The following is a 16,278-nucleotide window of genomic DNA, read 5'->3' on the forward strand; positions in this document are numbered from 1 at the left end:
GACCGGCTGACCGACACCGGCCCCGGTGCCGTCCGTTCGAGTGAGAACGGACGCCCGGGGCCGTGTGCTGCCCGGGCTCCGCCCGCGGGCCTGCCTAGCGTGCACGTGACCGATCGGCCCAGCCTTCGTTCCCCCCGACGTGGGAAGGCACGGCAAAACGGATCAGAACCGAGGTGTACGCCCATGGAGGCCCCGCCGGACAACGACGTGCTGTGGGCACGCGCCCTGCACTTCCGCCACCAGGACGGCTCGCCCGGTGTCACCGGGGTCTCGCTCGCGGTACGGGAGGGCGAGATCCTCGCCGTCAGCGGTCCGCGCGGCAGCGGCAAGACGACGCTGCTGAGGTGCCTCGCCGGCCTGACGCCGGTGCAGGGCGGTGAGGTCTGGTTCAACAGCACGGCCGTGCACCGGATGGGCCCGGTCGTCCGCGAACGGCTGCGCCGCGACCGCTTCGGCTGGATCGACCCCGTCCCGGCACTGGTCCCCGAGCTGAACGTCTGGGAGAACACCGCCCTGCCCCTGATGCTGCGGGGCACCAGCCGCCGCCGGGCCAAGGTGGCCGCGCTGGAGTGGCTGGACCGCCTCGACGTCGGCGACCGGGCCCGCAGGCGCCCGGCGGAACTCCAGCAGGCCGAACGGCAGCGGGTCGCCATCGCCCGCGCCCTCGCCCCCTCCCCCACCATCCTCTTCGCGGACGAGCCGACGGCCCCGCTGCACCGCGCCGACCGCGCCCATGTGCTGCGCACCCTCACCACCGCGGCCCGCTCGCACGGCATCACGGTCGTCCTCGCCACCCACGACGCGGAGACGGCCGCCCTCGCCGACCGCAGGGTCTCGCTCCTGGACGGCCGCCGGGTGAACACGGTCCACCTGCCCGCCCCCGAAGCGGAAGGCCGGGCCGAGTGCTCGCTCTCCGCCTGACCCGCGTCGCCCACCCGGCCGTCCAGCTGCGCCGCCTCCTGGTGGCCGCGGCGGCGGCGGGCACGGGCTTCCTCCTGCTGTCCGCCCTCGGCTACGCGATGGCCCACCCCGACCACTCGCCGGCGGCACTCCTGCGGCTCGCCTGGTGCGCGATCCCGCTCGCCGCCACGGTGCACCTCGCGGTGGCGGTGGCCCGCACCGACCCCGGCACCCGTCCCCGCCCCGGCCTGTCCGCCCTCGGCCTCGGTCCGGCCCGCCTGATGGCCGTCGCCGCCCTCAACACGGTCCTCGCCTGCACCCTGGGCTCGCTGCTGGCCCTGGCCGTCTTCCTGCACCTGCGCGGGGACCTCACCGGCATGCCCTTCGACGGTGCGGCGAAGGACTTCCTGGCAGCGGACCGGCCCCTGCCGCTGCCGGCCGCCCTGACCCTGCTGACCGTGCCCCCGGTGCTCGCGTCCACGGCGGTGGCGCTGGTCCTGCGCCCCCGCGACCTGCCCGGCACACCGGGCCGCAACCCGGTGTACGCACTCCTCGGCGCCCGCCGCACCGCGGGCACCGACGCCACCACGGGTCCCCGCCCCACCACGAACACCCGCCTCACCGGACACCCCGCACCCGACACCGCGCAGCCCCGGCAGCCCGCACCCGACACCACGCCGCCCCGGCACCCCGCGGACGGCGCCCCGCCGACCCCGGTGAGCGAGATCCCGCCCGTCCCGGCCACGGCCGACCCCGCCCCCACCGGCCTGCCCTGGGCCGTCGCGGTCCTGGCCGCCGGGCTCGCCATGGAGTCCTACGCCGGCGTCACCGAGACCTCCCCCCACACCGCCCTCCCCGGCGGCCTCGCCACCGGCCCGGTCGGCGTCCTGGTCGGCTGGTCGCTCACCGCCCTCGGCCTGGTCCTCGCCGCCCCGGCCCTCGCCCACCTCTGCGGCCGCCTCCTGCAGGCCGTCCGCCCCGGCGCCCTGCGGCTGCTGGCCGGCCGCGTCCTGATGGCGGAGGCCACCCGTATCGGCCGCCCCCTGGGCGTCGTCTGCGCGGTGACGTCGGCGGCCTTCGCGGCGACCTTCCTGCACGGCGGCGGCAAGCACCCCGGCGGCCCGCTCACCACCCTCGGCGGCCTCGTGGTCGCCGGCTGCGCGGTGGCCACGCTCCTCACCACCGCCGTGGAGGCCCGCCAGGCCCGCGCCGGCACCACCGAGGCGCTGCTGCGCCTCGGCGCACCGGCGACGCTGCTGCGCGGCGCGGCGGCCCTGCGCACCGGCGCCCTGCTGGCCCTCTTCGGTCCCTTCACCCTGCTGATCGCGGACCTCGCCGCCCGCCCGCTGGTCCGCTGAGCGGTCGCGCGGAACTCACCGCACAGAAGTCCGACGGGACCGATGACTTTCGCCGTGCTCCCCGGTCCACCCCTCGAACGGCACGACACCGGAGGAAGAGGGACCCCATGTACCAGCAGATGATCTTCGTGAACCTGGCCACCGACGACGTGGCGGCGGCGCGGAAGTTCTTCACGGAGCTCGGCTACACGATCAATCCGCAGTTCAGCGGCGACGACTGCGCCTGTGTCGTGATCAGCGACACGATCTTCGCGATGCTCCTGAGCAAGCAGCGCTACGCGGACTTCACCAAGAAGGAGATCGCCGACTCGACGAAGACCAGCGAGGTGCTGATCTGCCTGAGCGCCGAGAGCCGCGAGAAGGTCGACGAGCTGGTGGGGAAGGCGGTCGCGGCCGGCGGCACGGCGAACGACGACGTCCAGGACCAGGGCTTCATGTACGGCCGTTCCTTCGAGGACCTGGACGGCCACAGCTGGGAGGTCGTGTGGATGGACCCGGCGGCGGTGCAGGGCTGACGTCCACCGGCACAGCAGCCTTGGCGAACAGCTGTGCCAGCATGGGCGGGTGCAACCGACATCCGCCCAGCCGAACCGTGCCGCCCACGACCTCGAGATCGAGTCGCTCGCCGAGTTCGACGAGGTCGTGGCCGCGCGCGGCACCCTCGCCCGGTACCGCGTCCAGGCCGTCGATCTGACGGACCGTACGGACGTCCTGCTCGCCACCGACACCACCGGCGCCGTCTTCCTCGGCTGCCCGATGTCGGCCGAGGCCGCGGCCCGGGTCGGCGCGTCCGGCGCCCTGGTGTTCCCGCCGGTCCCGGACCTCCCCTTCGATCCGTACCGGGCCTTCGTCTACACCCCGGGAGAGTTGTTCGACTCGCTCGCCGAGGGTTACGAAGGGACCCCGGACGCACGGTCGTACGCCTGGTTCCAGGAGACGAAGGCGGACGGCGACATATTCGCCTCGATGCTCCGCTCGATCCACGACGACGCGGTCTCCGACGCGCTCGACGAACTCCTGGCCGAGGCCCGGGTGGTGGGGGTGATGGGCGGGCACGCGATGGCGCGCGGCACGGCGGAGTACGCCGGTGCCGCACGGCTCGGCCGGGAACTCGCGCGCGCCGGCCTGACCGTGGCGACCGGCGGTGGGCCGGGCGCGATGGAGGCGGCGAACCTGGGCGCCTACGCGGCCCCCTTCGAGGACGGGATGCTCGACGAGGCCCTGGAACTCCTCGCCAAGGTCCCGTCGTTCCGGCCCTCGGTCACCGACTGGGCGCGGGCCGCCTTCGAGGTCCGCGAGCGCTGGCCGGACGGCGGCTCCTCGGTGGGCATCCCGACCTGGTTCTACGGGCACGAGCCGCCGAACGCCTTCGCCGCGCACATCGCCAAGTACTTCGCCAACGCCACCCGCGAGGACGGCCTGCTGGCCCGCTCAAACGCCGGTGTGGTGTTCCTGCCGGGCGCGGCCGGGACCGTACAGGAGATCTTCGACAACGCGACGCCCAACTACTACGAGTCGCGGGGTGAGCCGACCCCGATGGTGCTCGTGGACGAGGCGCACTGGAGCGAGCGGCTGCCTGCCTGGCAGTTGCTGACCTCGCTGGCGCGGGAGCGGTCGATGGCGTCCCGTATCGGCCTCGTTGACCGGATCGAGCAGGCCGCAGAGGCGCTGAAACGTCTCGGCAGTTAACGACTGTGCAAAGTCAACACCCGTGGACCGCATATGCATTGACACTGCTTATGGAGCACTTATAGACCTGTGAGCCTCTTGGGGATGCTGATGCCTCATCTCGCCGTCGCGTCAACTCCCTTTTACCCCCCGCAGTTATGCACTCAGTAAGGACAAACGTGTCCATATCCCGCCGCAGTGCACGTCGTTCCGTGCGCATCCTGGGTGTCGCCTCCGCGTCGGCCGCACTGGCCCTGGGCGTCTCCAGCACCGCCTTCGCCTGCAACATCAAGGACTTCTCCGCCGAAGCCACCTGCGACGGCGCCAAGGGCGCCATCGTCGTCACGGACACTGACGCCACCGGCACGGCCGCCACCATCACCGTCTTCCTGGAGAACAACGGCGCCGACGCCAAGCAGGTCGGCAAGCAGACCGTCAAGGGCTCCAAGGCCGGCGAGAAGATCACCTTCTCCGAGGACTGGGCCCCCAACGCGACGTACCGCGTCCGCGTCAAGGTCGACAGCGGCAGGACCCAGATCGACACGGACATCACGCCGAACCTGACGACCCCGTCGACGGCGTGCGCGTCCGAGGAGAGCGCCAGCCCGTCGCCGTCGGCGTCGCAGTCGGAGTCGGCCACCCCGTCCCCGTCGGCGTCCGCGTCCACCCCCGCCGAGTCGGATTCCCCCACCCCGTCGGCCACCGAGAGCGGCAGCACCGCTCCGGCCGGTTCGTCGGACAACGCCCCGTCCCCGGCGGTCGGTGAGTCGAACCTCGCCGAGACCGGTGCCAACTCCAACACCGGCCTGATCGCCGGTGTCGCCGGCGCGCTGGTCGTGGTCGGCGGCGGAGCCGTCTGGTTCGGCATGCGCCGTCGCGGCGCGCACAGCGGGGACTGACCGCGCCCGACACCCGTACCGCACCGAGGCCCGTCCCCGTTCCCCCGGGGACGGGCCTCGGTCGCTGCCGAGGGTCGTGCCGGAGGGCGCTCAGTCCAGTACGACGGTCTCCGTCGCGTCGAACGCGACGCCCACCGTCTCTCCGGTCGCCGGTGCCGCCCTGAGCGCGCAGGCCGCCTCCAGGCGGGGGCCGCCGTCCTCGGGCTGGAGGTGGACGGTGACGTGGGTGCCCTGGAAGGTCCGGGCGGTCACCGTGCAGGGCAGTCCCGCCGCGGCGGCGACGAGCCGGACGCCCGCCGGCCGCACCAGCAGCGACCGTGCCCCCTGCCCCGAGCCCTCCGGCACCGGCAGCTTGCCCCACGGGGTCACCGCGGCGGCGCCCTCGACTGTCGCCCGGACCACGTTGCCGAAGCCGAGGAAGCGGGCCACGAACTCGTCGGCCGGCCGCTGCCACACCTCCAGTGGCGTGCCTGACTGGGCGATCCGCCCGTCCCGCATCACCACCACCCGGTCGGCCAGCGCGAAGGCCTCGCCCTGGTCGTGCGTCACGGCGAGCACCGTTGTGCCCAGCCGCCCGAACAACTCGCGGAGTTCCACCACCAGCCGGTCCCGCAGGGAGCGGTCGAGCTGCCCCAGCGGTTCGTCGAGCATCAGCAGTCGCGGCCGGGGTGCCAGCGCCCGGGCGAGCGCCACCCGCTGCTGCTCGCCGCCGGACAGCCCGGCCACCGCCCGCCGCGCGGCGCCCGGCAGCCCCACCAGCTCCAGCAGCTCGGCCACCCGCGCGGCCCGCTGTTCCGTCCCGGCCCCCCGCATCCGGAGCCCGAAGGCCACGTTCTCGCCCACGTCCCGCTGCGGGAACAGCTGGTGGTCCTGGAACATCAGCCCGACCCCCCGCCGGTGCGCCGGTACCCGTGCCTGGTCCTGGCCGTCGAGCAACACCCGCCCCGCACCGAGCGGTTGCAGCCCCGCCACCGCCCGCAGCAGGGTCGACTTGCCGCTTCCGCTGGGCCCGAGGACACACACCACCTCGTGCTCGGCGACCGCCAGGTCCACCGTGTCGAGCACGGCGCGCGCACCGAACCGCACGGTCGCCGCGTCCAGTTCGAGAAGCGGCATCAGAACTCCGCCGTCCGGTCGGTCCGCAGCCGTTCGAGGACCAGCAAGGCCACCGCGCACACCACCATCAGAATCGTCGAAAGAGCCATCGCCTGGCCGTAGTTGAGATCACCGGGCCGGGACAGCAGCCGGGCCACCGCGACCGGCAACGTCGGGTTGTCGGGCCGGGCGATGAACACGGTCGCCCCGAACTCGCCCAGCGACACCGCGAAGGCGAACCCGGTCGCGACCAGCAGCGCCCGCCGCACCAGCGGCAGGTCGACCTCCCGCCACACCCGCCACGGCGAGGCGCCGAGCACGGCCGCCGCCTCCCGGAGCCGCTCGTCCACGGCCCGCAGCACCGGGAGCATGGTCCGCACCACGAAGGGGACGCCGACCAGCGCCTGCGCGAGCGGGACCAGGATCCAGGACTGCCGCAGGTCCAGCGGCGGCTTGTCCAGCGCGATCAGGAACCCGAAGCCGACGGTCACCGCGGACACTCCGAGCGGCAGCATCAGCAGCGCGTCGAACCCCCGTGCCAGCCGTCCCGCGTCCCGCCGGGCCAGCGCGGCGGCGGCCAGTGCGCCGATCAGCACCGCGACGGCGGTGGCGGCGGCCGCGTACTCCAGCGAGTTCACGACCGACTCGATCGGCGCGACCAGGAAGGTGCCGCCGTCGGCGTCGCCCAGCGCCCGGTAGTAGCCGAGACCGCCGTCGAGCGACCGCCGTACCAGGACGGCCAGCGGCAGGAGGAGGAGTACGGCGATGGTTCCGAGGACCCCGGCGAGCAGCGCCCACTGGCCGGCCCCGCGCGGCCGGCGTGCCGTCACCGACGGGTCCACCAGCCGCAGCGCGCTCTCCCGGCGCCGTACCGTCCACGCGTGCACGGCGAGGATCGCGCCGACCGCGGCGAACTGGACGATCGTGAGGACGGCGGCCGTGGCGAGGTCGAAGATCTCGGAGGTCTGCCGGTAGATCTCCACTTCGAGGGTGGCGAAGGTGGGCCCGCCGAGGATCTGCACCACGCCGAAGGAGGTGAAGGTGAACAGGAAGACCATCAGCGCGGCGGCCGCCACGGCGGGCGCGAGCGCGGGCAGGGTGACCTTGCGCCAGGCGGCCGCCGGCGAGACGCCGAGCATCCGTGCCGCCTCCTCCTGGCGGGGGTCGAGTTGGGACCACAGGCCGCCCACGGTCCGTACGACCACCGCGTAGTTGAAGAAGACGTGCGCCAGCAGGATGGCCCAGACGGTGGTGTCGAGCCGTACGCCCCACCACTCCTCCAGCAGACCGCCCCGCCCGACGAGCGCGAGGAAGGCGGTCCCCACCACGACCGTCGGCAGGACGAAGGGGACCGTCACGACGGCCCGCAGCACCTGCTTGCCGGGGAAGTCGAGGCGGGCGAAGACATAGGCCGCGGGCAGCGCCACCAGCAGGGTGAGCGCGGTCGAGGCGAGCGCCTGCCAGGTGGTGAACCACAGCACGTGCCGGATGTCGGACTGCCCGACGACCTCGGCGATCCGGCCGAACCGCCAGCCGCCGTCGGTCTTCAGGCCCCGGGCGACGATCGCCGCGACCGGCCAGGCGAAGAAGACCGCGAAGAACGCGACGGGCACGAGCAGCAGCCCGAGCCGCGCCGCGGCCGCCCGCCGGCCGGCGGTCACTTCAGTACGAGTGACGTCCACGTCTTGACCCACTGGTCACGGTTGGCGGCGATCTTGTCGGGCGCCATGGTCTCGGGGTCCGGGGCGGCTGGACCGTACTCGGTGAACTCGTGGGGCACCGCGGCCCCCTTGACCACCGGGTACACGAACATGTTGAGCGGCATGTCCTGCTGGAACTCCTTGGAGACCAGGAAGTCGATGAGCGCCTTGCCGCCCTTGGTGTTCCCGGCGTTGCTCAGCAGTCCGGCGAACTCGATCTGCCGGAAGCAGGTTCCGGTGGCTACACCGGTGGGGGCGGTGCTGGGCTTCGGGTCGGCGTAGATCACCTCGGCGGGCGGCGAGGAGGCGTACGACACGACGAGCGGCCGGTCGCCCTTGGCCTTCTTGCCGCCGGCCGAGCCGGAGAACTCCTCGTTGTAGGCCTGCTCCCAGCCGTCGACGACCTTCACGCCGTTGGCCTTGAGCTTCTTCCAGTAGTCCGGCCAGCCGCCGTCCCCGTACCGGGCGGCGGAGCCCAGCAGGAACCCGAGGCCAGGCGAGGAGGTGGCGGCGTTCTCCGTGACCAGGAGGTTCTTGTACTGCGGCTTGACGAGATCGGCGTACGACGTGGGCGGCGTCAGCTTGTGCTCGCTGAAGTACGCCTTGTCGTAGTTCACGCAGATGTCGCCGTAGTCGATGGGCGTCACCCGGTGCTTGCCGGCGTCGAGCTGGTACGCCGTGCCGACCTGGTCCAGGCCCTTGGCCTCGTACGGCTGGAACAACCCGTTGTCGAGAGCCCTGGACAGCAGGGTGTTGTCGACGCCGAAGAAGACGTCGCCCTGGGGGTTGTCCTTGGTCAGGATCGCCTTGTTGACGGCCTGTCCGGCGTCGCCGTCCTTGAGGACCTTCACCTGGTAGCCGGACTGCTTCTCGAAGTCCTTGAGCACGTTCTTGGAGACGGCCCACGAGTCGTGGCTGACCAGGGTGACGGTCCTGGAGTCGGCTCCGGTGCCCGAGGACGAGCACGCGGACAGCGTGACGAGACCGAGCGCGGCGGCCGCGGCCACGAGGGTTCTGGTGTGCACTGGTGTTTTCCTCCTGGGGTGGACCAGGAAGAGACGCGGCCCTGCCCGTGAGCACGGGGCTCGCGGGCAGGGCGCAACAGCTTGAGTGATGACCGAACTTCCTACCCAGAATGACCTGGGCGAGGTTCAGAGGGTCTGCGGCCCGATTGCCGCACTCTCAGCGCTGTGGCGCTCCCCTGTCGGAATATGAAGATGTACCTGCGGCCCTCAGATTACCGCTCGGTGGCCGCGAGCTGGCCACAGGCCCCGTCGATCTCCTGACCACGGGTGTCCCGGATGGTGACGGGCACCCCGTGCGCGGCGATCGCCTCGACGAACGCCTTCTCGTCCTCGGGCCGCGAGGCGGTCCACTTGGAGCCCGGGGTGGGGTTCAGCGGGATGAGGTTGACGTGCACGGGCTTGCCCTTGAGCAGCCGGCCGAGCCGGTCACCGCGCCATGCCTGGTCGTTGATGTCCCGGATGAGCGCGTACTCGATGGACAGCCGGCGGCCGCTCTTCTCGGCGTACTCGAATCCGGCGTCGAGGACCTCGCGGACCTTCCACCGGGTGTTGACCGGGACGAGGGTGTCGCGCAGTTCGTCGTCGGGGGCGTGCAGGGAGATCGCGAGCCGGCACTTGAAGCCCTCGTCGGCGAACCGGTGGATGGCCGGGACGAGTCCGACGGTGGACACGGTGATCCCGCGCTGCGAGAGGCCGAGCCCGTCGGGCGCCGGGTCGGTCAGCGCCCGGATGGCGCCGACCACCCGCTTGTAGTTGGCGAGCGGTTCGCCCATCCCCATGAAGACGATGTTGGAGAGCCGCGCCGGTCCCCCGGGGACGTCCCCGTCCCGCAGCGCCCGCATACCGTCGACGATCTGGTGGACGATCTCCGCGGTGGACAGGTTCCGGTCCAGGCCCGCCTGCCCGGTCGCGCAGAACGGGCAGTTCATCCCGCACCCCGCCTGCGAGCTGATGCACATGGTCACCCGGTCCGGGTAGCGCATCAGCACCGACTCGACGAGCGTGCCGTCGAACAGCCGCCACAGCGTCTTGCGGGTGGTGCCCTCGTCCGTGGACAGATGCCGTACGACGGTCATCAGCTCCGGGAACAGGGCCTCCCGCAGCTTGTCCCGGGAGCCGGCCGGGATGTCCGTCCACTGCTCGGGGTCGTGCGTGTACCGCGCGAAGTAGTGCTGCGAGAGCTGCTTGGCACGGAACGGCTTCTCCCCGGCCTCGGCCACCGCGTCCTTGCGCTCGGCGGGCGAGAGATCGGCGAGATGCCGCGGCGGCTTCTTGGCTCCGCGCGGGGCGACGAAAGTGAGTTCTCCGGGCTTGGGCATGGTGGTACCAGTGTCGCAGATCGACTCTGGTAGCCCAGGCCAGAGCGGGGTGGGGGTGGTCACCCGTAGGCACCGACTGTCAGCGTTGGTCGACCTCGGACGGCCCAGGGACGGCCCAGGAGTCGATCAGCCGTCGCCGTAGGCGCCCAGGTGGCGGTGCCACGGCCCGTCATCCCATCTCCGCTGGAGCAACCGGGAGCCGTTCCCTGTACGGCCATGTAAAGGTGCGGTCGGGTTCGAGATGGGCGTCGCCCCAGTGAATGGCATGGATGCCGTTCTCGGCGTCAGCCGTGAAGAACACACAGACGAGCCTGGTGGAAGCTCCCAGCTCCTCGAACGCTTCGCGCAGCCCCAGGTACTCCTCGGTCATCAGGTCCTCACCGACGTCGAAGAGGGTCTCCGGAGGCTGCGGCCCGTGCGCCCGGAACAGCCGTTGCCGCGTGGGCGACGCGTTGGCGGGCAAACGGGCCCGGTCCAGTGGCCTGGGCCTGTCCGCGTAGCGAAAGGGAAAGAGTGCGTGATCGTTGATTGTGGACGTCGGTGCTGGATGCGGTCTCCGTCCGGGCGAGATCGTGGGACTGGCTGAGGATGCACTCGATTTTGACGGCGGTCTCATCCGAGTGCTGCGGCAAGTGAAGCTGATCCGAGGCAAGGTCGTGGTCGCTCCGAAGGTGTCGGCCCGTCTACTGGCCCAGCAACGTCAACTTCCAGGAATGGAAGCCTCTCTTGTGTCAGCTGGGTTGATCGCGGCAGCCGGGGAGGACGGCAAGTACGAGTCAGCTTGTGAGCACGGCATGCACGCCCTGCGGAACTTCTACGCCTCGCTGCTGCTAGATGCCGTCGAGTCAGGAGCGTACGCGGAAGGCAGTCGACCGCGTGTTCCTGCTGGCACAGCCGGGCACGCGCGAGGAATGACCTCTTCTTATGCGGCAGCGGTTCAACTGGCAGAGCGTCCGGACGGGCCTCCGTGGTTGTTATGGGCCTTCTTGGTCGTCTGGGTGCTCTGCGGAGCATTCGTCCTGTTCAAGCTGTGCCAGAACAACTGGAAGTTTTCCCGGCGGCGCTGAGGTTCCCGACGGCGTAGGTGCGGCTGCGCGAGTCTGACGGCCCAGAGACGACCGCAGATCCACATGGGTGGCCCGGGGCACGTCATGGCGACCTCGGGCCTCATATCATATAAGTCGCATATGTGGCAATATGGGGCTTGTGGCATTCGGTCTGCCGACAGGAGTGAGGAGTCCATCATGATCGCCAAGCTGCTCGGCAAGCTGTTCTTCACCCGCCACTACGGTGCGTACGGCGAACACGAGTGGGACGCGTACGCCGGCGACGACTCGGCCTGACCGCACCGCCGGCGGGGACCCCGAGCGGCTCCCGCCGGCCAACGTTCTCATGGGCTCACCGAAGGAGCCGCCGCGGCTGCCCGGAGGCAGCTTCGCGGCCTGGAGCCATGACCGGCTCGCCACGGCCCGCCGCGGCGCGGCGGAGTGCGGGGACGTCTGGCAGCTGGAGCCGGGGGTCTACGTGGCCGCCACGGCCGGTGCGTGCGAGGAGGTCCTGCGCCGCGCACGGGATTTCCCCAAGGCGTCGTCGCCCCTCTTCCCGCCGTTGCGGCCGGCGAGCCGAGCGCCGACGCCCGAGGAACGGGCCCGGGCCCACGCCGCCCGGATGCGCGGGCTGCGGCCGCAGGCGGTCGTGGCCCGGACCGGTGAGATCGCGGCCGGGACCGCTCAACTGGCCGAGCGGTGGCCCACGGACCGGGACGTCGAGGTCCTGCCCCTCGTACGGCACGTGCTGGCGGAGGTCGGCGTGCGCTACCTGTTCTCCGAGGACGCGCCGGCCCTGCTGCCCTTCGCCGCACAGCTGTTCCTGGCCCGGGAACTGCTCGCACTCCCCTCGCGCTGGGTCTGGCCGCCCTGGATCCCGACACCGGCACGGCGGTTCCGCACCCGGCAGCAGGTCGCCTTCACCGAGGCGTTGCGACCCGTCGTCCGCCGGCGCCTCTCGTCGGGCCCACCGGGTGACGACATGCTCGGGCAGATGCTCCAGCCCTCCCCCCGCCACGGCCCGCTGCCGGAGCAGGCCGTCCTCGACACCCTCCCGGGCATCACCGTCGCCACCTTCGAGGCACCTTCCCGGGCGGCCGGCTGGATCCTGCTCCACCTGGCGCGGTACCCGGAGGCGGCGGACCGCGTGGCCGCTGAGGCCGCCCTGCTGCCCGCGGACCCGGCGGCGACCACCGGGGAGCACCTCGAAAGCCTGCGGTACACCCGGGCCCTGGTGCACGAGGTGCTCCGGCTGCACCCGCCGAGCTGGCTGCTGACCCGGCAGGCCGGGCACCGGACCGAGCTCGCCGGCTACGGCATCGACGCCGGGTCGACCGTTCTCGTCTGCCCCTACACCGCCCACCGCGACGCGCGGGAACACCCCGATCCGGACCGGTTCCGGCCGGAGCGCTGGCTCGACGACGAGGGCTCGGACGAACCCGGCTCGTCGGCGAAACCCGGTGCCTTCCTCTCCTTCGGTACCGGGCCGCACGGTTGCGAGGGGGCCGCCCTGGCCATGGCGACGCTGACGCTCCTGACCGCGGGGACCGCCCGCCGCCACCGGCTGAGCGAGCCGCCCGGCCCGGAAGCCGCCTACCGGGTCACCACCTTCGTGGGGCTCGCGACCGCCGGCCTGCGCCTGCGGGCCGCCTCACGCGAGGGTGCCGTCCCGCGCGCGCTCGGCTGACCGGCCGTCGGCCAGGTCACCAGGTCACCAGGTCACCAGGTCACCGGCAGGGTGCGGGGGCCGCGGATCAGGCCCTGGGTCTGGAACCCGACCTGCTCCGGGGGTACGGCCAGCCGGATGCCGGGGAAGCGGGTGAGGACCGAGCCGATCATCACCTCGGCCTCCATCCGGGCCATGATCGCGGCCATGCAGTGGTGGGGACCGTGCCCGAAGGCCAGGTGGGGGCCGTCCGCGCGGTCGAAGTCCAGGCGGTCGGGATCGGTGAAGACCGCGGGGTCGCGGTTGGCGGAGACGTAGGCGTTGTAGACGACCTCGCCGGCCCGGATCAGCCGGCCGCCGACCTCGACGTCCTCGACGGCGACACGCGGGATGCCGACGCCGTTGCGGTGCGGGACGTAGCGGAACAGTTCGTCGACGGCCCTGGGCAGCAGCTCCGGCTCCCGGCGCAGCCGGTCCAGGTGTTCGGGGTGGGTGAGCAGCGCGTACATCATCGAGCCGCTGTTGTTGCGGACCGCGTGTCCGCCGCTGACCTGGACGGCGGTGGCCAGGGAGATCGCCTCGTCCGCGGTGATCTCGCCCGCGTCGGTGGCCTGCGCCAGCACCCCGGCGAGGTCCTCCCGGGGTTCCTCCCGGCGGCTTCGCAGCAGCTCGGCGATCCGGGCCCGGGTGGCCCGTGCGGCCTCTCCGGCACGCTGTTCGGAGTCGGCGCCGGCGGACAGCAGGGCCTCGCCGGTCGCCGCCCAGCGGTGCCAGTCCTTCTCGTCGACGCCGAGGAAGTCACGGACCACGGCGATCGGGAAGGGACCGTGGAGATGCTCCATGAGGTCGGCGGGCGGCCCCGCGGCCGCCATCGTGTCGAGCAGTTCACCGGCCCGGCGCTCCGCCGTCGGCCGCAGCCGCTGCATGGCGCGCCCGGTGAAAGCCCGGGCGACGACCCGGCGCAGCCGGTTGTGCCGGGGCGGGTCGATGTACTGCAGGCCCGCCGTCTGCGAGGCCACCGGTTCCGGGCGCATGCTGGTGACGTCGCGGCCGACGACCCGCTCCCGGGAGAACCGCGGGTCGGAGGTGACGAAGCGGACGTCCTCGTACCGGGTGACCAGCCAGGCGTGGCCCTCGCCGTGCGGGAGCCTGATCCGGGTGACCGGCTCCTCGCTCAGCAGCTCGTCGAGGAACGGGTCGGGTGCGAGCGCGGGCAGGTCGTCGACGGGCCAGAACCGCACCGGTGGCGGGTCCGGGACGGGGGACGGGCCGGCGGCCGGGGACGGGTCGAGGGGCATGGGCACACTCCCTGGACGTCGGAGGACACGGCGTCCTCACCGGGAGTCTGCCGATGACCGGCGCGGGGGTGCGATTTCTGGTGCGGCATCCGGGGCGGACGTGCCGGTGGGCCCCGTCCTGCGCAGGGCGGGGCCCACTCACGAGAGGGGTACGACAGCCGGTACCGGTCCGCGGCCCGTGACGATGCCCGTGGCGGTGCCGGGCGCGTGCCTCAGCCGCTGCCGACGAACAGCACCATCAGCAGCCACACCACCGGAGCCGTCGGCAGCAGCGAGTCCAGGCGGTCCATGATGCCGCCGTGGCCCGGCAGCAGCGTGCCCATGTCCTTGATGCCCAGGTCCCGCTTGATCATGGACTCGCCGAGGTCGCCGAGCGTGGCGCTGGCCGCGACCGCGAGCCCCAGCAGCAGACCCTGCCACCAGGTGCCGTCGTCGATGAGGAACTGCATGCACAGCGCGCCCGCGACCATGGCGAACAACACCGCCCCGACCAGGCCCTCGCGGGTCTTGCCGGGGCTGATGCGCGGGGCGAGCTTGTGGGTGCCGAACCGCCAGCCGACCGCGTACGCGCCGGTGTCGCTGACGACCGTGAGGAGGAGGAAGGTCAGCACCCGCTGCGGGCCGTCCCCGGCGGTGAGCATCATCGCGACGAACGTGGCCAGGAACGGGACGTAGAACGCCGCGAAGAGGCCCGCCGTGACGTCCTTGAGATAGCCGTCCGGCGGTTCCGTCATCCGCCAGACCAGGACCGCGAGCCCGGTGAGCGCGAGGGCCACCCAGGCGCCCTCGGCACCGCGCGCATAGCCGGCGACCACCATGGCGGCGCCGCCGAGCGCCAACGGGACCAGGGGCGCCTTGATGCCCTTGCGCTCCTGGAGCCGGCTGGTCAGCTCCCACAGTCCCACCACGACCGCGACCGCCACCACGCCCACGAAGACGGCCTTGACGACGAAGAGGGACGCCACGATCACGACGCCCAGTCCGACGCCGACGCCTATGGCCGCACCCAGGTCGCGTCCCGCGCTCTTCTTCTGCGGCGCGGACGCCGGCTGCGGGACCTCGGGCATGGGCTCCGGATTCTGCGGCGCGGCCGCGTGAGGCAGGGGCTGCGCCGACGAGGTGTCGTTGCGGAACAAGGGGCCGCTCAGCCGAGCGGCCCCCCGGTCGTCGTCCTGGTCACCGCCGTACGGGGGTACGTCGTCGGGCACGATGGGCATGGGGCGAGTCTGCTGCGCGTCATGCGCATCGTACGCGGGACCCGCCGGGGCGGCTCCCTGGGCATACCCCTGGTCGTAGCCGTGGGCGTGGCCCCTCCCGTACTGGGCGGAGCCGTCGACGGGACCGGCGCCGTAGCCCTGGGCGTGCCCTTGGCCGGAGCCGTGGGCGTGCCCCTGACCCGAGCCGTCGACGGGGCCGTAGCCCTGGGCGGGAGCCTCGGCGGGCATGCGCCCGTGGCCCTGGCCGGCACCGGAGGCGGGACCGAACCCGTGGCCCTGGCCGGCGCCGTGGGCGTGACCGCCGCCGGAGCCGTGGGCGGGGCCCTGGCCGGAGCCGTCGGCGGGGCCGGGGCCCTGATCGGTCGGCCGCCAGTACCCGGCCGGTGCCCCGGCCTGCCCGGCCTGCGGCCCGGCGGGCGGCGGGGCTCCCCAGGATGAGTCGTTCATCAGACTTCGAGAAGTTCCGCTTCCTTGTGCTTGAGGAGCTCGTCCACCTGTGCGACGTACTTCGCGGTGGTGTCGTCGAGCTCCTTCTCGGCGCGGCGGCCCTCGTCCTCGCCGACCTCGCCGTCCTTGATCAGCTTGTCGATGGCGTCCTTGGCCTTGCGGCGCACGGAACGGATCGACACCCGGGAGTCCTCCGCCTTGCCCTTGGCGACCTTGATGTAGTCGCGGCGGCGCTCCTCGGTGAGCTCGGGGAACACCACTCGGATGATGTTGCCGTCGTTGCTCGGGTTGACGCCCAGGTCCGAGTCGCGGATCGCCTGCTCGATGTTGCGCAGGGCCGTCTTGTCGAACGGGGTCACGACCGCCATGCGCGGTTCCGGCACGGAGAACGAGGCCAGCTGGTTGATCGGCGTCGGCGCGCCGTAGTAGTCGGCCACGATCTTGTTGAACATCGCCGGGTGCGCACGGCCGGTGCGGATCGCGGCGAAGTCCTCCTTGGCGACCACGACGGCCTTCTCCATCTTCTCCTCGGCCTCGAGGAGGGTCTCTTCGATCACCACTTGCTCCTGCGTGTCTTGAGTAAGGCCCGGCTGCGGTTCCGTTGCGGGCGGCGGCCGGCTGCGTCGCGTCTTCTTAGCTG

Annotated in this window: 15 protein-coding genes and 1 riboswitch; of the genes, 7 read left to right on the forward strand and 8 right to left on the reverse strand. The window is 72.3% G+C overall.

All coding sequences use genetic code 11. From position 1 onward, the window contains the following. Nucleotides 1–183: 183 nt before the first annotated feature. The 5 genes from AB0G52_RS14525 (at nt 184) to AB0G52_RS14545 (ending at nt 4,825) form a co-directional block, all read left to right on the forward strand. Nucleotides 184–921, forward strand: a complete 738-nt coding sequence (locus AB0G52_RS14525; RefSeq protein ID WP_361336630.1) for an ATP-binding cassette domain-containing protein — start codon at nt 184–186, stop codon at nt 919–921. Then, nucleotides 903–2,258 (forward strand): hypothetical protein, encoded by a 1,356-nt coding sequence (locus AB0G52_RS14530; RefSeq protein WP_361336632.1) that lies wholly within the window; start codon nt 903–905, stop codon nt 2,256–2,258. Before AB0G52_RS14525 ends, AB0G52_RS14530 begins: the two co-directional genes overlap by 19 nt. A 107-nt stretch (nt 2,259–2,365) precedes the next feature. Next, nucleotides 2,366–2,773, forward strand: coding sequence for a VOC family protein (locus tag AB0G52_RS14535; RefSeq protein ID WP_132889839.1), 408 nt, complete (start codon nt 2,366–2,368; stop codon nt 2,771–2,773). A 49-nt stretch (nt 2,774–2,822) separates the two neighbouring features. After that, nucleotides 2,823–3,947 (forward strand): Rossmann fold nucleotide-binding protein, encoded by a 1,125-nt coding sequence (locus AB0G52_RS14540; RefSeq protein WP_361336634.1) that lies wholly within the window; start codon nt 2,823–2,825, stop codon nt 3,945–3,947. A 158-nt stretch (nt 3,948–4,105) separates the two neighbouring features. Further along, nucleotides 4,106–4,825, forward strand: coding sequence for an LAETG motif-containing sortase-dependent surface protein (locus AB0G52_RS14545; RefSeq protein ID WP_132889837.1), 720 nt, complete (start codon nt 4,106–4,108; stop codon nt 4,823–4,825). Nucleotides 4,826–4,915: 90 nt separating this feature from the next. Here the strand turns inward: AB0G52_RS14545 and AB0G52_RS14550 are convergent, their stop codons facing one another. The 5 genes from AB0G52_RS14550 to AB0G52_RS14570 all read right to left on the reverse strand — a co-directional run bounded on the left by AB0G52_RS14550 (nt 4,916) and on the right by AB0G52_RS14570 (nt 10,427). Then, nucleotides 4,916–5,941, reverse strand: coding sequence for an ABC transporter ATP-binding protein (locus tag AB0G52_RS14550; protein WP_361336636.1), 1,026 nt, complete (start codon nt 5,939–5,941; stop codon nt 4,916–4,918). Continuing rightward, nucleotides 5,941–7,539: an iron ABC transporter permease gene (locus tag AB0G52_RS14555; RefSeq protein WP_361336813.1), complete on the reverse strand. Its 1,599-nt coding sequence runs from the start codon at nt 7,537–7,539 to the stop codon at nt 5,941–5,943. The genes AB0G52_RS14550 and AB0G52_RS14555 overlap by 1 nt, the downstream gene beginning before the upstream one ends. Before the next feature lie 38 nt (nt 7,540–7,577). After that, nucleotides 7,578–8,645: a thiamine ABC transporter substrate-binding protein gene (locus tag AB0G52_RS14560; RefSeq protein ID WP_132889835.1), complete on the reverse strand. Its 1,068-nt coding sequence runs from the start codon at nt 8,643–8,645 to the stop codon at nt 7,578–7,580. 80 nt (nt 8,646–8,725) lie between these two features. Beyond that, nucleotides 8,726–8,833: riboswitch (TPP riboswitch) on the reverse strand. 24 nt (nt 8,834–8,857) lie between these two features. Then, entirely contained in the window at nt 8,858–9,964 is a 1,107-nt protein-coding gene (gene rlmN / locus AB0G52_RS14565; RefSeq protein ID WP_361336638.1) for a 23S rRNA (adenine(2503)-C(2))-methyltransferase RlmN, read from the reverse strand. Between the two features lie 169 nt (nt 9,965–10,133). After that, on the reverse strand, nt 10,134–10,427 hold the full coding sequence (locus AB0G52_RS14570) for a hypothetical protein (RefSeq protein WP_361336640.1): 294 nt from the start codon (nt 10,425–10,427) through the stop codon (nt 10,134–10,136). Between the two features lie 61 nt (nt 10,428–10,488). Here AB0G52_RS14570 and AB0G52_RS14575 point away from each other — a divergent pair, with 61 nt between their 5' ends. Next, nucleotides 10,489–11,031, forward strand: coding sequence for a hypothetical protein (locus tag AB0G52_RS14575; RefSeq protein WP_361336642.1), 543 nt, complete (start codon nt 10,489–10,491; stop codon nt 11,029–11,031). A gap of 325 nt (nt 11,032–11,356) precedes the next feature. Further along, on the forward strand, nt 11,357–12,697 hold the full coding sequence (locus AB0G52_RS14580; RefSeq protein WP_361336644.1) for a cytochrome P450: 1,341 nt from the start codon (nt 11,357–11,359) through the stop codon (nt 12,695–12,697). 32 nt (nt 12,698–12,729) lie between these two features. Here the strand turns inward: AB0G52_RS14580 and AB0G52_RS14585 are convergent, their stop codons facing one another. The 3 genes from AB0G52_RS14585 to frr all read right to left on the reverse strand — a co-directional run bounded on the left by AB0G52_RS14585 (nt 12,730) and on the right by frr (nt 16,195). Continuing rightward, nucleotides 12,730–13,974: a cytochrome P450 gene (locus AB0G52_RS14585; RefSeq protein ID WP_361336646.1), complete on the reverse strand. Its 1,245-nt coding sequence runs from the start codon at nt 13,972–13,974 to the stop codon at nt 12,730–12,732. Nucleotides 13,975–14,186: 212 nt separating this feature from the next. After that, nucleotides 14,187–15,191, reverse strand: a complete 1,005-nt coding sequence (locus tag AB0G52_RS14590; RefSeq protein ID WP_132889921.1) for a phosphatidate cytidylyltransferase — start codon at nt 15,189–15,191, stop codon at nt 14,187–14,189. Between the two features lie 446 nt (nt 15,192–15,637). After that, nucleotides 15,638–16,195 carry a ribosome recycling factor gene (gene frr / locus AB0G52_RS14595; RefSeq protein ID WP_132889831.1) on the reverse strand — a complete coding sequence of 186 codons (558 nt, stop codon included), beginning with the start codon at nt 16,193–16,195 and terminating at the stop codon, nt 15,638–15,640. Nucleotides 16,196–16,278 lie beyond the last annotated feature (83 nt).

Source organism: Streptomyces sp. NPDC021562 (assembly GCF_040640875.1).
GTDB lineage: Bacteria > Actinomycetota > Actinomycetes > Streptomycetales > Streptomycetaceae > Streptomyces.

Coding starts and splice junctions, on each gene's coding strand:
- AB0G52_RS14525 (WP_361336630.1), top strand. CDS start 184: ATGGAGGCCCCGCCGGACAACGACGTGCTGTGGGCACGCGCCCTGCAC.
- AB0G52_RS14535 (WP_132889839.1), top strand. CDS start 2,366: ATGTACCAGCAGATGATCTTCGTGAACCTGGCCACCGACGACGTGGCG.
- AB0G52_RS14550 (WP_361336636.1), bottom strand. CDS start 5,941: ATGCCGCTTCTCGAACTGGACGCGGCGACCGTGCGGTTCGGTGCGCGC.
- rlmN (WP_361336638.1), bottom strand. CDS start 9,964: ATGCCCAAGCCCGGAGAACTCACTTTCGTCGCCCCGCGCGGAGCCAAG.
- AB0G52_RS14580 (WP_361336644.1), top strand. CDS start 11,357: ATGGGCTCACCGAAGGAGCCGCCGCGGCTGCCCGGAGGCAGCTTCGCG.
- AB0G52_RS14585 (WP_361336646.1), bottom strand. CDS start 13,974: ATGCCCCTCGACCCGTCCCCGGCCGCCGGCCCGTCCCCCGTCCCGGAC.
- AB0G52_RS14590 (WP_132889921.1), bottom strand. CDS start 15,191: ATGCCCATCGTGCCCGACGACGTACCCCCGTACGGCGGTGACCAGGAC.